The following is a 17617-nucleotide window of genomic DNA, read 5'->3' as shown; positions in this document are numbered from 1 at the left end:
CAGAATTTGAGGAAAAAATGATGGAAAAGTTTAACGACGAAAGACACTTAGAACTTACTAAAGTTGGGATAGAATTCCCAACGCCGAAAGGTCCATTTTGCGCATTAAGAGACGTAGACTTAAAAATAGCAAAAGGTGAGTTTGTTTCATTAATCGGCCACTCTGGTTGTGGTAAGTCAACCGTTCTAAACATAGTTGCTGGTTTATACCAAGCAACACAAGGTGGGGTTTTACTAGATAATAAAGAAGTAAACCAACCTGGGCCAGAGCGTGCGGTAGTTTTTCAGAACCACTCATTACTACCTTGGTTAACAGCTTACGAAAATGTTGAATTAGCGGTTAAACAAGTATTTGATGGTTCAACTAGCAAAAACAAAATGAGTAAAGCAGAAATGCATGACTGGATTAACCATAATCTAGAACTAGTACATATGACGCATGCGGCGCATAAACGCCCAGCTGAAATATCAGGTGGTATGAAGCAGCGTGTCGGGATTGCTCGTGCATTAGCAATGCAGCCTAAAGTTTTATTAATGGATGAGCCTTTTGGGGCGTTAGATGCGTTAACACGTGCACATTTACAAGATTCATTAATGGAAATTCATGCGGATTTAGGTAACACAGTGATAATGATCACACACGATGTTGATGAAGCCGTATTACTTTCTGATCGTATTGTTATGATGACAAATGGCCCTTCAGCTACTGTTGGTGAAATCTTAAATGTTGATTTGCCTCGTCCAAGAGATAGATTAGTACTTGCTGATCAACCTGAATATAACCATTACCGTCATGAAGTATTAAAATTCTTATACGAGAAACAACGTAAAGTAGAACCTGTTTCAGCTAAGAAAAAGCCTGCAGAAAAAGCTAAAAATAGCGAAGTAGCTTAAATTTTATATAAGCTACTCGATTAGCTGGCACAATATCTGCTAGAATCGATAGTATCAATGTCGATATAAAAAACCGGGATTGCCCGGTTTTTGTGTTTTTAAAGATTTATTCAGGAGGGCGTTTTGTCGAGCAAGCAACGCATAGTAGTAGTAGGCAATGGTATGGTCGGACATCATTTTGTTGATCAAATTGCAGCTCAAGCAGAAGGTCAAGTGGAAATAACTGTGTTGGCAGAAGAGCCAAGACTTGCTTATGACCGTGTTCACTTATCTGAATATTTTGGCGGTAAATCGGCTGACGATTTATCTTTAACATCAGATACTTATTACAAAACGCTTGGCGTATCTCATTTCATTAATAGCCGAGTTACAGGTATAGACAAAGCGGCGAAAACCGTAACAACTCAAGCGGGTGAAGTTTTTCCTTACGACAAATTAGTACTTGCGACAGGCTCATATCCTTTTGTGCCACCTATGCCAGGTAAAGACAGAGAGAACTGTTTTGTTTACCGTACTATTGAAGATTTAGACGCAATTAAAGCCGCAGCAGAAAAATGCAAAGTTGGCTTAGTTGTTGGTGGTGGTTTGCTCGGTTTAGAAGCAGCCAATGCACTAAAACAGTTAGGCTTAAAAACGCACGTAATCGAATTTGCACCTCAATTGATGCCGACCCAAATTGACATCGGTGGCGGTCGTCAATTAAAACAAAAGATAGAAGCCTTAGGTGTGTCAGTACATACCCAAAAAGCGACTAAACATATTATTGATGGCGAAACATGTCTGCACAAGCTTGAGTTTTCGGACGATACGGAATTAGAAACAGACTTAGTTTTATTCTCAGCGGGTATTCGTCCGCAAGATACCTTAGCGCGCGAATTTGATATCGAAATTGGTGAGCGTGGCGGCATAGTCATAAACGATAATTGTCAAACTTCAGATGAAAACATTTATGCAATTGGTGAATGTGCTTTGTGGCAGGGTCGTATTTTTGGTTTAGTATCGCCAGGTTACACTATGGCTAGAGCGGCCGTATCTCATATTTTAGGTGGAGATTTTACTTTCCAAGGTGCTGACATGAGCACTAAACTAAAATTGATGGGCGTTGATGTAGCTTCAATTGGTGATGCACATGCACGGACACCAAATGCTAAAACTTTCGCTTATGAAAACCCAGAAAAAGAAGTGTACAAAAAAGTTGTAACGGATGAGACGGGTGAATTCTTAATTGGTGCAGTTCTGATTGGTGATTCAACAGAATACGATAGCTTGTTATTCCAATGCTTAAATCGCGTGCCATTAACTGATACCGCTGAATCTTTAATTGTACCTGCATTACAAGGGCCAATTAAAAACCCAGCGGATGATATGCCAGAAAGTACCTTTATTTGTACGTGTAACTTAGTAACTAAAGGAACGATTGCAGAAGCTATCCAGCAAGGTTGTGACACTGTTGATTTAGTTAGAGCTAAAACGAAAGCGAGCTCTAGCTGTGGTACATGTGTTGGCATGGTTCAAAATGTTATCGACTCTGAACTAGCTAAACTTGCGATTGAAGCTTAATTAATTGCCTCTGTAAGTTTAAATTTAGATACCTGTTACTAATCAGGTATCTAATCTTTCTCTTTTTTAGTTAATCCCATGCCTAATCCCTCAAATATTCCATTCCTAATCAATTGCCAGATAAGCCTAGACAGAAACTTTTAAATAAGCTGAATCCCAAGATACTTTTATTTTATAATCTAGAGTCAGTGAGTCTTTGAGCCATTTTTGAATAATAGGTTATTTTAACCATTATCAATAATATTGAGGTGAGTGTGTTTAACAAAATTTTGATCGCTATTTTACTGCTAAGCTCTTTTCAGGCTAGCGCGAATAGAGAAAGAAACTTAAAGCAGCAAAAACTCAATACTTGTTTATTAGAGCAAATAAAGTCCTCGGCAGAAAACACCCAAATTAGTGCGTTACTTGAATTATGTGAGCAGTTAGTCTCGGCTGATAAAGATGATGGTGCCTTAACTGAACGGCTAAATGCGGAGCGCAAAAATAAATTTAATCCATATACAATAACGCCGCACAGAATGAATTATATTCTGCCGGTTAGTTACATCTCTAGCTATAACGAAGCTGCTTATCAAGCATCTCAATTGGTTGATCCAAAGCAGGATCTCGAAGCCAAATTTCAGATCAGTTTTAAAGTACCATTAAATGCCGAATCTCTATTTACCCAAGGTGATGCATTATATTTTGGTATGACACTTAAATCTTGGTGGCAAGTTTATGGCAATGAAATATCTAAACCTTTTAGAGAAACAAATTATCAGCCTGAGGTGTTTTATTACTTACCGGTGAAATGGCAAATTTGGCATACAGAAACCAGTTTGGCCTTTGGTTTAGAGCATCAATCAAATGGCCGAGAAGCCCATCTATCGCGTAGCTGGAATCGAGCTTATATGTCAATTTTGGTTGAAGATGCTGATTGGCTAATTAATTTAAGACCTTGGTGGCGCTTACCAGAATCAGATAAAAAGTCAGAAGATGACCCGAATGGAGATGATAATCCTGATATTTCCAAATACATGGGATATTTTGAGTTAACAGGGGCTTATCGGGTTGATCATAAAATTCAAGGTCAGTTTATGCTCAGACAGAATCTAGCGACAGGAAAGGGCGCTTTGGAGCTTGGTTTTACCTATCCTATTTGGGGTAGACTGCGAGGTTATATGCAGTTTTTTACTGGCTATGGAGAAAGTTTAATTGATTATAATCATTCTCAGCAGAGGTTTGGGTTAGGCATAGCGTTAACCGATAGATTATAACTAGCTTAAAGCCGACACAGCTAAATAAGCGGAAAATCTGTGCTTAACAGGTTAGTTAACATTAACAGGCTGCAACAAATATCAGTAGATAAAATAGAGTTTTAAAGTGATAACAAACCCATTAGATAAATTACCAGAAATACTTAAAAAAGATTTAGATAGTAACCTTTGTGTTTGTAATGAGGTGATTAAAATCGATATCATTGATGCGATTGCAGACGGTGCTATGTCGGTTGAGGAAGTTCGCCGTCAAACTTATGCGACAGATGGCAATGGTTGCTGTAAAAAAGATGTTGGACGACTAATCGAGTGCATTCATGGTAACGTACCAGAAGATTCACTCAGTTAAAGTGCTTGAATTAGAGCAAGCAAAACTTATTCAGGTAAAGTTGTTCTTATACTGGCAGAGCGGTGAGCACTAAAATTAAAAATAATACAAAACTAACAGTTTGCCAAAACATCACTGGATTGCGCTCTATCAATGGAGGTCTCGTTTTGGCGATGAAGGCTTTATTTGGAAAGCGTAAATCGTGGGTGAACTCAGATAACTGATCATATCGTTTAAATGGATCAATTTGTAAAGCCTTACGCAGTGCATCATCGACCCAAATGGGTAATTCAGACTCGTCATTAATTAAGCTTTTATATTTTAATCTACCTTGGGCTGAAACGCTTTTTGCTTGAGCTATTTCAACGCCATAAGGAAATTTCCCCGACAACATTTGATAAGCGATTACCGCTAGCGCATAGATATCTGATTTTTGCGTGCCGTGTTGGCCTAAAAAGTACTCTGGCGCTGAATAACGCATTGTGCCGCGTAAGGCTTCTTCACTCTTAGTGTCTGTGACGCCAGCAATATAGGTAGAGCCAAAATCAATGATTTTAGCCGTGTTAGAATTATCTATCATGATATTTTGCGGGCGAATATCTTGATGAATCATCTCTTGGCGATGAAATGCCTGTAACCCTTTGGCAACTTGCTCAATTATCTCTCTAACTTGTTCTAATTTAGGTTTTGGATTGTCTATCATCCACTGATTCAGTGAAATCCCTTCTATATATTCAGTGACTAGATAAAGGTAATTTCGTTTTCTATTTGGCTCTATTGCTCGTACCGCATTTGGATGGTTAACTCGTTTGGCTATCCACTCTTCTAGCATAAAACTTTCTAAGTATTTAGTATCACCTCGTAACTCAGTGGATGGTACCTTAATGACTACAGTTTGTTGGCTGCTTATGTCTTTCGCTAAATACACATGGCTACGGCTGCTGATATAAATTTCTCGAATAATTTGGTAGCCATCAAATTCCATTCTTGCAGATAAAGCGGGTGGCATAGGTAACATGGCAACATGTTGCTGAACTTCATCAAGTTGATAACTAGGCAAACTCTCGATGCACACAATCTGCACACTAAGGTTGTCGTTACTGCCAGCTGATAAGGCATGATCTAGGATTTGTTTAGCGGCAATATCTAATTTTTGTTTAAGGTTTTCATCTTGCTCGGACGATTTTGCCTGTTGGATAAATTGGCAAATCGTTTGATTATCGACAAACTCAAACACGCCATCAGTCGCTAATATAAAGATATCACCTTGCTCTATTGTGAGTTTTTTATAATCAATTTCTAGCGTTTGATCTATCCCCAGCGCTCTAGTTAAATAACTCACATCGGCAGAGACTACCCGTCTGTGGTCTTGAGTCAGCTGTTCAAGTTGGTTGCCATCTAGACGATAAACTCGGGTATCGCCAGAGTGAAATATATGCGCCGAATGCGATTTAAGTACCAACGCACTAAAGGTGCATATGTAGCCTTTGTCTTTCTCATATCTATACGGGCTGTTTTTGGTTTGGGCAAAGAGCCATGAATTAATTGATTTAACCACTTTTTGCACTGAAGTTTTAACTGCCCAAGAGTCAGAAGTGCAATAATAATCTTCTAAAAATCCATTTACCGCGGTTTTACTGGCGATTTGACTCACTTTACTTGAACTTATGCCATCAGCCATCGCTAAGACAATACCTTTGCTGCTAAGCATAGGCTCTTTCGGAATTCTAAACCCCAAGTAATCTTGGTTAACGGATTTAACACCTTTATCTGTGGCTTGGCCTATACTAACGTCAAGTGATTTTTTCATCTAGGCTACAATCTCTATAAGTCTATAAAAGCAAAAAGCTCTGCGGATGCAGAGCTTTAGTTAGTAATTCATCTAATGTGAATTTTTATTATTATGCAGGTTTACGCTCTGCTGAAGTTCTTACATGCGTCAAGTAAAGTGGTAGCCCGACTAACAAGAAGCCACCCGCTAAGTTACCTAAAGCTGTTGGTAATTCATTCCAAATTAAGTAATCATAAACCGTGAACTCTCCACCCATAATCATAGAAAATGGGAATAAGAACATGTTTACGATTGAATGTTCGAAACCCATGAAGAAGAACAACATAACAGGCATCCACATAGCCGCCATTTTAGAACCAGCAGATGTAGAGATCATAGCGCCAACAACACCCATAGAAACCATCCAGTTACATAACATGCCGCGAATAAAGATAGTAAACCAACCGGCAATACCTTGCTCTTGATAACCTAATGTTCTTGATTCACCAATAGATGCTACTTTCGCTGCGATTGCGCCACCATCTATGTTATAACCGTAAGTTAAAATGAACGACATGAAAAAAGCGGTTGTGAGAGCACCTGCAAAGTTACCGCAGAATACTAACCCCCAGTTTCTCATCATACCTTTAAAGGTGACGCCAGGTCGTTTATCAATAAGCGCTAATGGTACTAAAGTAAATACGCCAGTTAAGAGATCAAACTTCATTAGGTAGAGCATGATAAAGCCAACTGGGAACAAACATGCGCCTAAAATTGGACTGCCTGATTTAACCCCAACTGTAATAGCAAACACTGCTGCTAAGCCTAAGATTGCACCCGCCATAAATGCGCGAATGAAAGTATCTTTAGTCGACATCCAGACTTTTTGTTCGCCTGAATCAACCATTTTTGTGACAAACTCACTTGGTTCTATATACGCCATATTGTTGCTCTCTATGTAGTTTTAAAATTGATTTTTAAACGCCAAAATTAGTTTTACTAACTCGCCTTGTTTTTCTAATTTGCAAGTTAAGACTAGCAAATTCGGTGCCACCGATTTAACTATTTGTTTTATAAGTGTTTTAATTTATCTCTGTTTAAATCCTTATAAAATGTAATGTTAATTCTTTATCTTGGGGCTTTATTGCTCAGAAAGTGCACTAAAAAGAATCACCAAGCCTTATAAGGTAAAAACTTACCATTTAGGGTTAATATAACTCTGTCACCTTTTGGGTTTTCTTCCTTATCAACTTCCATTGAAAAGTCGATAGCACTCATAATCCCGTCGCCAAATTTTTCTTGTATCACTTCTTTTAAAGTATCGCCGTAGACACCGACGACTTCATATAAACGATAAATTAGTGGATCTTGCGGTACTGATTTATCCCATTCTTTAGTCGGATATTCCATTAACACCCGCGTTGCTTCTTCAGGTAGACCCAAAAACTCCACTAGTTTAGTTGCAGCGCCAGAAGGGCAGCTATTCATACCTAAACAAGCAGAAGTCGTCCAAACTGTAGACATGCCAATTGCTTCTGCAATCCCTTCCCAGCTCAATTCTTTTTCTTTTTTTATCGCAAAAATTGCTTCTGTTACATCTAGCCTATTCATAGTTGGGTTCTCCAAATAAAAAGTTAAATCTTAGCCATTTCTTTACACATTTTTTGCACCGTTTGTGCGCACTATCCTTAGTTAACTTGTTAGTCATCCAATCAGAATTAATCTCATGATTCCGATATCATGATCTCAACACTAGTATTGCGATATGTGTGCCAATCTATTAAATAATTTTAAGTTGTTGTTTTTAATTGACATTATTTTTTTTGTTATTATTTCTGTAGAACGATTTATCGTTGGTAACTATATTTCGTTGAGTTGGTAACGAAATTTCGTTTTGTTGGCCTAGCTTTTGTATATCTAAATGTTTACTGGAAACAGGTTGGTGTGAGCTTTGTACCAATCTGTTTAGATGCGACTTGCAATATAGGTTTATAGAGATGGATTTATTTCAGTATGCGCCAACTGCTTTAATACTGATTGACCCAATTAACAATCAGGTATTAGAGGTTAATCAACAAGCGGAAAACTTGTTTGGTTTAACCGCTCATGCTTTTAAAAAATTAGCGGTTAGTCAATTATTTCAGCCTTGCATAGGGCAACTTTATAACTTTAGTCAAGAAGTTATGCTGAAGCAGCAAGCATGGACGAGTGAGCTGTTTACCGAACGGAAAGGAGAATCATTGCATTTGGAGGTGACTGCAAAGTACATAGCGCCAAATATACTGTTGAGCTGTGAAGATGCGAGCGTGGTATTTGCTAAGCGTTATCAATCCTCAGTTGATCTGAGTTTTCAATCTGGTTTGTCGCATTGGCAAAAAAACGAAACTATATTTGAAGAAATAGAAAGACATAATCAACTCTTATTATCTGCAGTTGGAGATGGAATTTATGGCGTTGATGCACAAGGCAAGACAACTTTTGTCAATGATGCCGCAGAAGCGATCCTTGGTTGGAAAAGAAGTGAATTAACCGGCAAGAAAATTCATGATGTGATTCATCATTCGCATCAAGATGGGCGCCATTATCATAGCCAAGATTGCCCAATTTACGCAGCTTTTCACGACGGTACAGTGCATTTTGTCGACAATGAGGTGTTTTGGTCTAAGCAAGGTAAAGCCATATCGGTAGAGTATACCAGTACACCTGTGACGGATAACGGCATGCTGATTGGTGCCGTGGTTATATTTAGAGATGTGACAGAACGTAAAAAAACGCAAGCTAAGCTGTTAACTGCACTAGCTGAAGTAGATGCACTAAAAAGTCGGCTCGAGTTGGAAAACGCATACCTGCTGGAAGAAATTAACGCTGATTTTAACCATCATCAAATTATTGGCCAAAGTGCGGTAGTGCAGCGCATGATAAATCAAATTGAGTTGGTGGGTGAAACTGACGCCAATGTATTGATTATAGGTGAATCAGGTACAGGTAAAGAGTTGATTGCTCGCGCTTTACATGAAACGAGTCGGCGCAAAGCCAGGCCCTTGATTAGAGTCAATTGTGCAGCGATACCGGCTGAATTATTCGAAAGCGAATTTTTTGGCCATGTAAAAGGTGCTTTCTCTGGCGCAATAAGTGATAGGTTAGGGCGGTTTGAATTGGCAGATGGCGCGACTATTTTTCTCGATGAAGTAGGCGAAATTCCGCTGCAATTGCAGAGTAAATTATTACGCGTATTGCAAGAGCAGCAATTTGAGCGCGTTGGCGAATCTAAAACCCGTAAAGTGGATGTGCGAGTGATAGCTGCGACTAACCAAGATTTAATTAAATTAGTTGAGCAAAATAAATTTAGAGAGGATTTGTATTTCCGCTTGAATGTATTTCCGATAAATTCGCCACCGCTGCGTGAGCGTCGAGATGACATTCCGCTTTTGGTGAAGCATTTTATTGCTAAAGTTGCGACACGTTTTAACCAGCCACAACCGCAAATTAGCATAGCGCAAATGCAGCACTTACAAAATTACAACTGGCCGGGGAATATACGTGAACTTGAAAACATTATTGAAAGGCAGGTTATTTTAGCCAAAGGCGGTAAGCTCTCATTTGATTTTTTAGCAAGCGAAACTTCGCTAAACAAAGTAAAACTAAAACCTAAAAATGATGGCGAACTAATCAGCGCGCAGCAGCAAAAATTAATGGAAAAGGCCAATATAGAAAATGCGCTAAAACAAAGTTTAGGCAAAATTTATGGCGAAAATGGCGCAGCAGAACTGCTCGGTTTAAAGCCTACGACACTTGCCTCTAAAATTAAAAAATATGGCATAAACCGGCTTGAATATGTGGCTTAGTTATGCGATCAGAGTGTAAATAGCACTAAGTAGGGCTGGTTACTCGGGTATAGGTTAGCAGGGAATTAAATGAAGTTGACGCTGTAGTTGAATTAATCCAGCGATCGCTTTTGATGAAAGGAATTCATTCTCTAGTTCTTTATAAAAGCACTTGCCGCTGTTATTGCGACAAGTGCTTTTAAGTTATTAGCGTGTATAGGTATAAATTAAATTTTGTGTTTGAGTTATACCAGAGGCTGTAATCGTTGCAGAATATTCAATCACAACTTTTGTTGAGGTTTCTTCTGTTATATTAAAACTCACATTTTGTACTGTAATACCACCTACTTCGGTTTGTTGTTTAAAGGCTGATTCAATGTCGGCAGTATTGGCTGATGAAGGAACTGCAGCAACATTTTGAACTTTAACTTCAGGAATATCTATTTGAATTCCATTAACTGTTGCTTTACCTGTTATTGTTAATGTCCAGCTACCTGTGCCATCACCACCCGTATTTGGGTCTTTAATATCAATGACAATGCCACCATTTTCAAAGTTAATATTGCTAGGCCAAGTAATTGAGGTGAAGTCAGCAATTGTAACTGAGCTCGGTATTCCGCCTGCACCATTTAAAATGTCGTAAGCTTCAGTATAGGCCGCTTGAATATCTTGAATTGTCGTTGAAAAATTACTATTAAAATCACCGCTAGATAAAGCACCTTTTAATGCATTTAGATAGTCTGATAATTCGTTGACCAAACCATCATCTGTTCCAGCGAAAGCGGCATTAAGTATTGATAGCTGGGTTGCTGTGTTTTTTTGCTGGTTGCTAAAACTGGCTGATAGGCCTGCTTCAATTTTGGTTGCATCCGGAATTTTTGATGAAAATATATCTAAACTGCGATCGCTAACGCCTAAAGAAGATAGAACAACTTCAGATGCATCCTGTTGTAATTTGCTTAGATCAGGGCCAGTTAAAGTTGAAAGAACACTGCCGCCTAAGCTATTTGTAATAACTTCAGTTGCTGCTGTGGTTAAAGAATTAACGGGTAAACCTGTAACTTCAACTGTGCTATTAGTTGATTTATCTAGGGTTAAAGTCGTCATTAATTCTAAGCCAGATAAATCACTTGCCGTTACCGTATCTCCGTTATTTACGCTGCCACACTTATCTGCGTCACAGATCATTTCAGTATCTTCATCAGCTGATACTTTAATTAAGATTAAGCCAGAATCTTGGTCCGCGTTCTTTTCAAATTCTAGCGTATATTCGCCTTCATTATTAGTTTGAGTTGTCCCCAAAACAGACATGTCTGCCGCACTAATGGCTTCGACTTTGGCACTATTTAAAGTCCCTTTTATTGCGCTACCAGATATAGTAACAGCTTGTTTACTCATTGAGTTGTTATCATCGCTATCAGAGCATCCAGAAACCAGATGAGTGCTAGCCATGACTAGTATGAGTAAAAATGAGCGTTTTAAAGATTTAGTATGTTGAATTAAACGTTTCATATCCATTCTCCTATACGAGAGCATTAATTGTTTGTAAATTTAGCTTCAATCGAGAACTATCTAGTCTTTCATTATTCCTAATTTTGAATTGAAGTTGATTTACAACTAAGTGGTATTTATCACTTCGTTTTTTAAAGCAGTATAAGGATAGTTAACAGGACGTTTTATTTGAGATTATTTTTATACGATCTTGCTATAAGCGGCCCATTGATAAGCATTTATAGCGATAATGCACTATTCAGGGTTCATCTAATTTTGCGATTATACTGAGAGCTTTAGTATTTTCATCGCTTTTAGTGCAGCTTGTTTATCTTGCATAATAAAAGCGCTGTTGATCACGCCTTCCTTTAACAAAATGAGTTGATCAGTTAATTGCTGACATTCACCTATGTCATTAGTAAATGCACTGAGACTGTTTTCTATATAAGTTTTTACCTTGAGTTTATGCTGCAAGCATTGTTGAAAAATTGGGTTATCAAGATCACTGTATTCAGCGCTGGTATTCACAAAAAAGCAGCCTCTAAACTCACCTAAGGCTTGTACTCTATTGTTTATCCAATCATCTAGTGCATTGAAAAAAAACTCGATAAATTGACTTGTTGAATGAGCATGCTGGCAAGCTTGGCTTAGCCAGTTCATAAAGCGTTTATCTCTTTCAATGACACAAGCTTGGATTAAGGCTTCCTTTGTTTCGAAGTGGTTGTATAGGGTTTTTTTGGCAACTCCTGATGTCGCTAGAATATGATTAATGCCAACAGCATGAATACCGTCTTGGTAGAATAGCTTTAAGCTTGTTTCTATTAGTAAGCTTTTTTTATCCATATGCTTAGTTGAAATTCGTTATGAAAAAAGGATTGTCAAAGTATACAAACTTGTCTACTCTAACACAACGGGTAGACAGATGTGTCTACTTTGCTCGGTTGAGTTTCTAATTATAAAATCTATTTTGGAGTTATTTATTATGGATACACCACGCCCACCTTTACCGCCTTTTGATCTTGAAAGTGCTAAAACTAAAGTTCGCATGGCAGAAAACGGTTGGAACAATCAAGATCCTGAAAAAGTATCGTTCGCTTATAGCCAAGATAGCCAGTGGCGTAACCGTTCTAGCTTTATAAATGGCCGAGCCGAAATTGTTCAATTTTTAACTCAAAAATGGCAAAACGAGCTGAATTACAAATTAGTCAAAGAGCTTTGGGCCTATACGGATAATAAAATAGCGGTGCGCTTTGCTTATGAGTATCAGAATAGCCAGGGTCAATGGTTGAGGGCTTATGGTAATGAGAATTGGGAATTCGATGAAAATGGTTTAATGGCGAAACGCCATGCTTCAATCAATGATGTTGAAATTGAAGCGTCTGAACGCCTGTTCACTTGGCAAGGCGCGGTTAGGCCAGATGATTTTCCAAGTTTATCTGAGCTTAATTTATAGAGAGAGGCAGTCTGCAGAGGTGGGGATATTTAACCAAAGCCGCTGATTGAAGCATTCGTGGCTTTGGTTGATTTTTAAACTGTCACACCTTTTGCTTCTAATGGTGGTGTGCTTCACCGCCATGCGTGTGATGCTTTTTATAGTAGTCTAATCGCTTTTTAGCGTGACTAGGCTTATGCCAGTTTTTCCATTTGTCTTGCTCGGCCGCGTTTTCTTCGATTAATTCGTCGACACCTTCAGTGAAGACTGGGCCGTCTAAGATGTCATATTCCCATTCATTTGATGGAAAAATGCCAATTAATTCTGCGGGTTCATCATCTATATTAATGAAAGCATGTGGCACCATCGAAGGTATGTTAACTATATATGGCACTTCCACTACAACTTCTTCACCATCTAGGTGATAAAGCATTTTACCTTTTAAAAGCAGGTGGGCTTCTTCACCTACATGGCTATGTAAAGGTGCGCCATTGCCTGTATGGGTATTGGTTATCGCGACAGTTAAATTTTCGAAGCCGTGGCGTTTACCTTCCATTATGTGAATATATTCATTTTCAGCCGGATTAATGACGACCATTTCGTCTTTTTTAATTATGTAGTCTTGTACATTATCCATAGCGGGTGGTGTGAATAGGCTTGGTACTAAGCCACTTATTATCGGATAGTAACCATGTCCTGCAGCTTGGTGCTGAGCATGTCTTTCATTGCTAATTGGCATAAAGGTTTCGCCACTTGGTGTGACTTGTACTTCAGCGGTTGAATCTTCCACTTTATAAGTGACTTCTGGTATTTCTTCGCTAGGTTTTTGATGATGTGGGTGAGGCCTTGGCGCATGAGCATGTAGATTAAAACTAAAGCTTGCTATACATGACAATACGATAATAGGCTTTATTGAAAACATTGCTGACTCCATATTATTTATCAAATATCTTTAATCGAATTTGGGATGATTCGATTATAAAGTGCTGAAAACAGTGCACAAGAAGGCGAAAAATGGTTAGTTAGTTTCTTAAAGTAAAGCATTGTTAGATGCTCTGGCCTGCATCGACAAAATTTATTTTGTTCTTTTTATTAAGCAATAAAATGTGCTGCCACATACTAGGCAACTCAAGCAAATTGTTTGGTACATGCTGGTGTTAAAGTTCAATATTGCTAGGCTACTAATTAAGTCTAAGGCAACTAAAAAGCAAATTAAGCAGATGATACTTTTGTTGGATATTTGAGTGACAAGCCAAGCGCCAATTGGTGCGCCAATAGCCACTATGGGGATGCTAACTAACCAAGGACCAAACATAGGTGCTGTATCTTGGATATAAAAAGCATGGGTTATAAAGCCGTATATTGAGTTGATCGCCATACAGATCACTGTGGTCGGTATACTGATTTTTTCTGAGACTCGATAACTTAGGGTTAGCAAAATAAATACGATAATATCGACGCCGGAACCTGTCATTTCTGCGATAAAGCCGCCGAAAACCCCTGCAATAAAGAATTCTAACCGAGCCGACTTTTTTGTCACATGCAATTTTAAATATTGTGATTTTGGCTTTGTCGAGCAAGTGCAGTAAAGCAAAGCAAGAGCAAACATACAGAGTAAACTGGTAAAGGTTATTTTGGCTATGCCTGCGGGTATTTCAATGCCGTTTTGTGCAATTAGGTTACCTATAATTCCGCCTAAACTTGCAAACAATATAACGGGTTTTAGTACGGGCAGTTTTCTGTGCCAAATATATAGAGCAGCTGAGGTCATACCAATTGACTGGATCATAAATCCGAAAGTACGTGCATCTGCCGCGGATATGTCTAATACCTTGGTGAATACTGGAAAGGCAACCGCTGCGCCTCCGGTTGGGGTTGAGCCAGCGACAAAAGAGCCTAGTGCCATAGTCAGAGACATAGGCCAAAAATCGTTAAAGTAGTGCCAACTTTGGCTTATAAACATATAACTCAGCCAAGATGTATAGAGTATTAAAATTAGACTTGGATACAAATATTGGCGGAATGTCAGATTTTTATTGGGTGAAATTTTCATGTTTTTAGAACCGCAAGACGAAAGTTTCATCTTGCGGTTTTCCTAGCTAATTTCTTATCTAGAGTTAAGGTTAACTAAGCCATTTCAGCCTGTTTTTCGGTTTTTTTACTAGCCGTTAAACACTGGTTGAAGAAGGCTATTAAAGGTTGGTAATGTTCTGGTTCAACCCATTTCGCTTCTAAATCTTCAATGATGTCGTGTCTGGCTTGCAGTTCTCCGTTTACATAGTGACGAACAACTGGGTGTAAAAACTGACTCGCTTCTGATTTTTCGGTGTTTTCTCGATGAATACGCTCAACTGCAAATGGGTCTCCCATAATCGGGGCACCGTACTCTAGAGTTAAAGTAAATAAGTTGACGTTTTTAGCTGCATGGCGCTGGACTAAATAATCTAATGGAAACTCTTTGCTATAGTTGAAAAAGCCATCTTCCAACACGGCTGCATCAGCGATAAAACCAGGTTGCTGCCATAAACCACCTGAGTGATTAACTCTGTCTAGCATATGTTCGGTAATACTTTCTGCTTGAGCTAAAACTTTCACGTTCGGGATCGGTTTGCTAGAGAACTTTTCAAGTAATATTTCAGCAAGTGCTTTTGAGTTATATCTAAAGCCATGAATAAAACCAGATGTTGCTTTTCGGTAGTCTAATGAGTGGGTTAAAGTACCAGCCACATATAAATTTGGATTATTCACTGACTCGAAATTTGGCTTTAACGCTGGGTATTTTCCCATGTGGGCTAATTCTGGTTTAACTTGCTCTGAATAGATAGAAGCATCAAATTTAAACCCAGCACAGCATAGTACTTTGTCATAAATAATGGTTTCGATTTCATCTTCAGCATGATGATATTTAAAAGTAACTTCAAGTTGACCAGATTTTTTCTTAATACTGACAATATCTGCATCTAATACCGCATTTTGAGTTTTGAGCTGGTAGGTATCTAATACATTATTATTTATTGCTCGTAAGTCTCCGACATAATGGGTTTTCCACGCCATTTTTATCGAATTAGGACTGGCTAAATGTATCATAGCGGCAGCTGATGTTAGGTGATCTGCGGTTTCAAATGCTGAGTTCTTTTTGCCGATTATTAGCACGCGTTTGTCTTCGTAGTCCGTTAAATCCAAGCTCATATCTTGGTATTGTTCACTGTGTTCTATACCTTCAATATTTGGGATGTTTGGTTTAGATACGCCTGTGGCAACGACGAGTACTTTACAACGAATTTGCTCGTTAGTTTCTGTTGTTATTAAATATTCATCACTTTGTTTATCGATCAATTTTACACTTGTGTTGTATCGCATTTTTAGTTGGAAGCGCGACACAAAATCAGCCATATATTCCACCATGCTATCAGCATGAGGAAAGAATTGCTTGTCGTAATTTTTAAAACGAAATTGGTCATCGTCACATAGTAATGAGTTCCAATCATGACGCATATTAAATTCAGGATCTGTACTACCAGTAAATCGTTTATTGATAGATATTAAGGTTCTGTGACGTGGAAAGTGAGCAAATGTATTGCCTGCAATATCAGCACTATCTAGCACAATATAGTCTTGGTTAGCTTGTTCTAGGTAATAAGCTAGTTGTAATCCCCCAGGACCACCACCTAAAATGACATACTTATGTTGAGTAAATTGATTCATGATTTTTATCTCTTATTTAGTTAACAGTATGATGCGTTGCGCTTTGGTATCGCCTTTTACTTCAATCTGGCTAAAAGCTTTTACTTGTTCTATTTTGATATGTTGCTTTAAATTCAGCATGGCTAGTTCAGGTCTTTGCCTCGCTAAAAGTGGATAAAAGCTTTGTTGATGTTTGGCTTCAATTGATTTGCTTTTTAATTGAACTCTAAGTTGATATTGCTGTGGTTTGGCATTTGACGTTTGCTCTAATTGCCACTCAACTATTTCATCTCCTAGCCAAGATTTAATTGCGTTATCTAGTTGCATTTCATACAGCGCAATGTCGTCTAATAGCACAGTGTTTTTACTGCGGCCTAAAACGGAAATACTCGGCTTTTCGGCATTGTGTATGCCAGTTGCTCTGTTTACCTTGATGATGTCGCCAATTCGGTAACGTATGAGTGGCAAGGTATCGCGGCTTAAATCGCTAATTAATATTTCACCAAATTCACCGTTTTGTACTTGTTCAATTGGCTTGGCTTGTGCGGTATATAAATTATTTTGGCGCTCTTTGGCGAGTTCAAATTCAGGTAAAAATTCAAATAATAGGCGCTCAGACATGAGCTCCATTTCACCCAGTTTATTTGGACACTCTGTCGCGACTACGTCTGCTTCTACTGTGCCGTATAAGCTGTAGATGTTTTTAAAGCCCCATAATTCTTTTAATTCAGCTCTTAAAGCATCGGGTAATACATCACCAAAAATAATGGCTGTAGTTAAATTTGGTAACACCTTTGTTAGTGGCCCAAATTCACTTTCAATGGCTTTGCCTATTTCTTTCACAACTAAAGGTGTGCCTATGACAAAGGTAACTTGATCCGCTTGGCCTTTTTCAAATATTTCATCATAGTCAATCTGTGATGAATTAATGGCTCTTGCGCCTGTTGCTTCACTGCCATTGACAATAGCCCAGCCTGATATGCTTGGTAATGGTGCGCCTAATGACATAACGCCGTCGCCTTTACCCATGCCTAATTTACTGAGTGCAATTTTTTCGTGTATTTTTTGTCTTTCTAAGTCCGCATCAGAAAAAGGTATTTTTTTACTTCGGTTGGTTGTACCTGAAGTATTGAAAAAGCAAGCAGGGCATATTTCTAAGTTAGTTGCTTCTGCAGAAAAATCAGTATCGTTGGTAAAGTCAGCGAGTTGGGCTGGCATTAAGTAAGGCGTTTGTTTAAAACTAGTGACTGTGCCATAGAGAGGGTGATCTATGATAGGGTATAAATCATTGATCAGCTCATTATGATCGACAGCTTCAATGTGTTTTTCGGGTGTAGCTAGGCTTGTCATTGTATGATCCTCTGTTGATTGCTGAGTG

15 protein-coding genes are annotated in these 17617 nt (G+C 38.5%); 6 read left to right on the top strand and 9 right to left on the bottom strand.

The genetic code is table 11. From position 1 onward, the window contains the following. The first annotated feature begins 20 nt into the window (after positions 1-20). The 4 genes from XM47_RS15035 (at position 21) to XM47_RS15020 (ending at position 4058) form a co-directional block, all read left to right on the top strand. Entirely contained in the window at positions 21-893 is an 873-nt protein-coding gene (locus XM47_RS15035) for an ABC transporter ATP-binding protein (RefSeq protein ID WP_412731126.1), read from the top strand. A 123-nt stretch (positions 894-1016) separates the two neighbouring features. Next, on the top strand, positions 1017-2453 hold the full coding sequence (locus tag XM47_RS15030) for an FAD-dependent oxidoreductase (RefSeq protein WP_149865529.1): 1437 nt from the start codon (positions 1017-1019) through the stop codon (positions 2451-2453). Between the two features lie 254 nt (positions 2454-2707). Continuing rightward, positions 2708-3709: a phospholipase A gene (locus XM47_RS15025; RefSeq protein WP_245623479.1), complete on the top strand. Its 1002-nt coding sequence runs from the start codon at positions 2708-2710 to the stop codon at positions 3707-3709. A gap of 106 nt (positions 3710-3815) precedes the next feature. Further along, positions 3816-4058 (top strand): (2Fe-2S)-binding protein, encoded by a 243-nt coding sequence (locus XM47_RS15020; protein WP_048694271.1) that lies wholly within the window; start codon positions 3816-3818, stop codon positions 4056-4058. Between the two features lie 46 nt (positions 4059-4104). Here the strand turns inward: XM47_RS15020 and XM47_RS15015 are convergent, their stop codons facing one another. The 3 genes from XM47_RS15015 to cynS form a co-directional block, all read right to left on the bottom strand. Then, positions 4105-5847: a bifunctional protein-serine/threonine kinase/phosphatase gene (locus tag XM47_RS15015; protein ID WP_048694269.1), complete on the bottom strand. Its 1743-nt coding sequence runs from the start codon at positions 5845-5847 to the stop codon at positions 4105-4107. 91 nt (positions 5848-5938) lie between these two features. Then, on the bottom strand, positions 5939-6751 hold the full coding sequence (locus XM47_RS15010; protein WP_048694266.1) for a formate/nitrite transporter family protein: 813 nt from the start codon (positions 6749-6751) through the stop codon (positions 5939-5941). A gap of 227 nt (positions 6752-6978) precedes the next feature. Next, positions 6979-7419: a cyanase gene (gene cynS, locus XM47_RS15005; RefSeq protein ID WP_048694263.1), complete on the bottom strand. Its 441-nt coding sequence runs from the start codon at positions 7417-7419 to the stop codon at positions 6979-6981. Positions 7420-7805: 386 nt separating this feature from the next. On the opposite strand from cynS, the gene XM47_RS15000 reads away from it, so the two are divergent. Beyond that, positions 7806-9653, top strand: coding sequence for a sigma 54-interacting transcriptional regulator (locus XM47_RS15000; RefSeq protein ID WP_048694261.1), 1848 nt, complete (start codon positions 7806-7808; stop codon positions 9651-9653). A 186-nt stretch (positions 9654-9839) separates the two neighbouring features. Here XM47_RS15000 and XM47_RS14995 read toward each other — a convergent pair whose 3' ends face one another. Both XM47_RS14995 and XM47_RS14990 read right to left on the bottom strand, forming a co-directional pair. Further along, positions 9840-11144, bottom strand: a complete 1305-nt coding sequence (locus XM47_RS14995) for a hypothetical protein (RefSeq protein ID WP_048694259.1) — start codon at positions 11142-11144, stop codon at positions 9840-9842. A 261-nt stretch (positions 11145-11405) separates the two neighbouring features. Further along, complete coding sequence (locus XM47_RS14990; protein WP_048694256.1) at positions 11406-11966, bottom strand: TetR/AcrR family transcriptional regulator; 561 nt, start codon at positions 11964-11966, stop codon at positions 11406-11408. Positions 11967-12105: 139 nt separating this feature from the next. Here XM47_RS14990 and XM47_RS14985 point away from each other — a divergent pair, with 139 nt between their 5' ends. Next, a complete protein-coding gene (locus XM47_RS14985; protein WP_048694254.1) occupies positions 12106-12576 on the top strand; it encodes a nuclear transport factor 2 family protein in 471 nt (156 codons plus the stop codon). A gap of 97 nt (positions 12577-12673) precedes the next feature. Here the strand turns inward: XM47_RS14985 and XM47_RS14980 are convergent, their stop codons facing one another. The 4 genes from XM47_RS14980 to XM47_RS14965 form a co-directional block, all read right to left on the bottom strand. Beyond that, complete coding sequence (locus XM47_RS14980; RefSeq protein ID WP_048694252.1) at positions 12674-13477, bottom strand: cupin domain-containing protein; 804 nt, start codon at positions 13475-13477, stop codon at positions 12674-12676. Between the two features lie 153 nt (positions 13478-13630). Continuing rightward, positions 13631-14518, bottom strand: a complete 888-nt coding sequence (locus XM47_RS14975; protein WP_048694250.1) for a sulfite exporter TauE/SafE family protein — start codon at positions 14516-14518, stop codon at positions 13631-13633. A gap of 164 nt (positions 14519-14682) precedes the next feature. Further along, positions 14683-16260: an NAD(P)-binding domain-containing protein gene (locus XM47_RS14970; RefSeq protein ID WP_048694249.1), complete on the bottom strand. Its 1578-nt coding sequence runs from the start codon at positions 16258-16260 to the stop codon at positions 14683-14685. Positions 16261-16272: 12 nt separating this feature from the next. Next, on the bottom strand, positions 16273-17589 hold the full coding sequence (locus tag XM47_RS14965; protein ID WP_048694247.1) for an AMP-binding protein: 1317 nt from the start codon (positions 17587-17589) through the stop codon (positions 16273-16275). Positions 17590-17617 lie beyond the last annotated feature (28 nt).

The sequence above is a fragment of the Catenovulum maritimum genome (genome assembly GCF_001050375.1).
Classification (GTDB): Bacteria; Pseudomonadota; Gammaproteobacteria; order Enterobacterales; family Alteromonadaceae; genus Catenovulum; species Catenovulum maritimum.
The sequence above is the reverse complement of the archived record's forward strand: the minus strand, read 5'-3'. Positions and strand labels throughout refer to the sequence as shown.

Excerpts from the sequence above, each read along its gene's own strand:
- XM47_RS15035 (WP_412731126.1), top strand. The coding sequence starts at position 21 with ATGGAAAAGTTTAACGACGAAAGACACTTAGAACTTACTAAAGTTGGG.
- XM47_RS15015 (WP_048694269.1), bottom strand. The coding sequence starts at position 5,847 with ATGAAAAAATCACTTGACGTTAGTATAGGCCAAGCCACAGATAAAGGT.
- XM47_RS15010 (WP_048694266.1), bottom strand. The coding sequence starts at position 6,751 with ATGGCGTATATAGAACCAAGTGAGTTTGTCACAAAAATGGTTGATTCA.
- cynS (WP_048694263.1), bottom strand. The coding sequence starts at position 7,419 with ATGAATAGGCTAGATGTAACAGAAGCAATTTTTGCGATAAAAAAAGAA.
- XM47_RS15000 (WP_048694261.1), top strand. The coding sequence starts at position 7,806 with ATGGATTTATTTCAGTATGCGCCAACTGCTTTAATACTGATTGACCCA.
- XM47_RS14995 (WP_048694259.1), bottom strand. The coding sequence starts at position 11,144 with ATGAAACGTTTAATTCAACATACTAAATCTTTAAAACGCTCATTTTTA.
- XM47_RS14990 (WP_048694256.1), bottom strand. The coding sequence starts at position 11,966 with ATGGATAAAAAAAGCTTACTAATAGAAACAAGCTTAAAGCTATTCTAC.
- XM47_RS14985 (WP_048694254.1), top strand. The coding sequence starts at position 12,106 with ATGGATACACCACGCCCACCTTTACCGCCTTTTGATCTTGAAAGTGCT.
- XM47_RS14980 (WP_048694252.1), bottom strand. The coding sequence starts at position 13,477 with ATGTTTTCAATAAAGCCTATTATCGTATTGTCATGTATAGCAAGCTTT.
- XM47_RS14975 (WP_048694250.1), bottom strand. The coding sequence starts at position 14,518 with ATGTTTATAAGCCAAAGTTGGCACTACTTTAACGATTTTTGGCCTATG.
- XM47_RS14970 (WP_048694249.1), bottom strand. The coding sequence starts at position 16,260 with ATGAATCAATTTACTCAACATAAGTATGTCATTTTAGGTGGTGGTCCT.
- XM47_RS14965 (WP_048694247.1), bottom strand. The coding sequence starts at position 17,589 with ATGACAAGCCTAGCTACACCCGAAAAACACATTGAAGCTGTCGATCAT.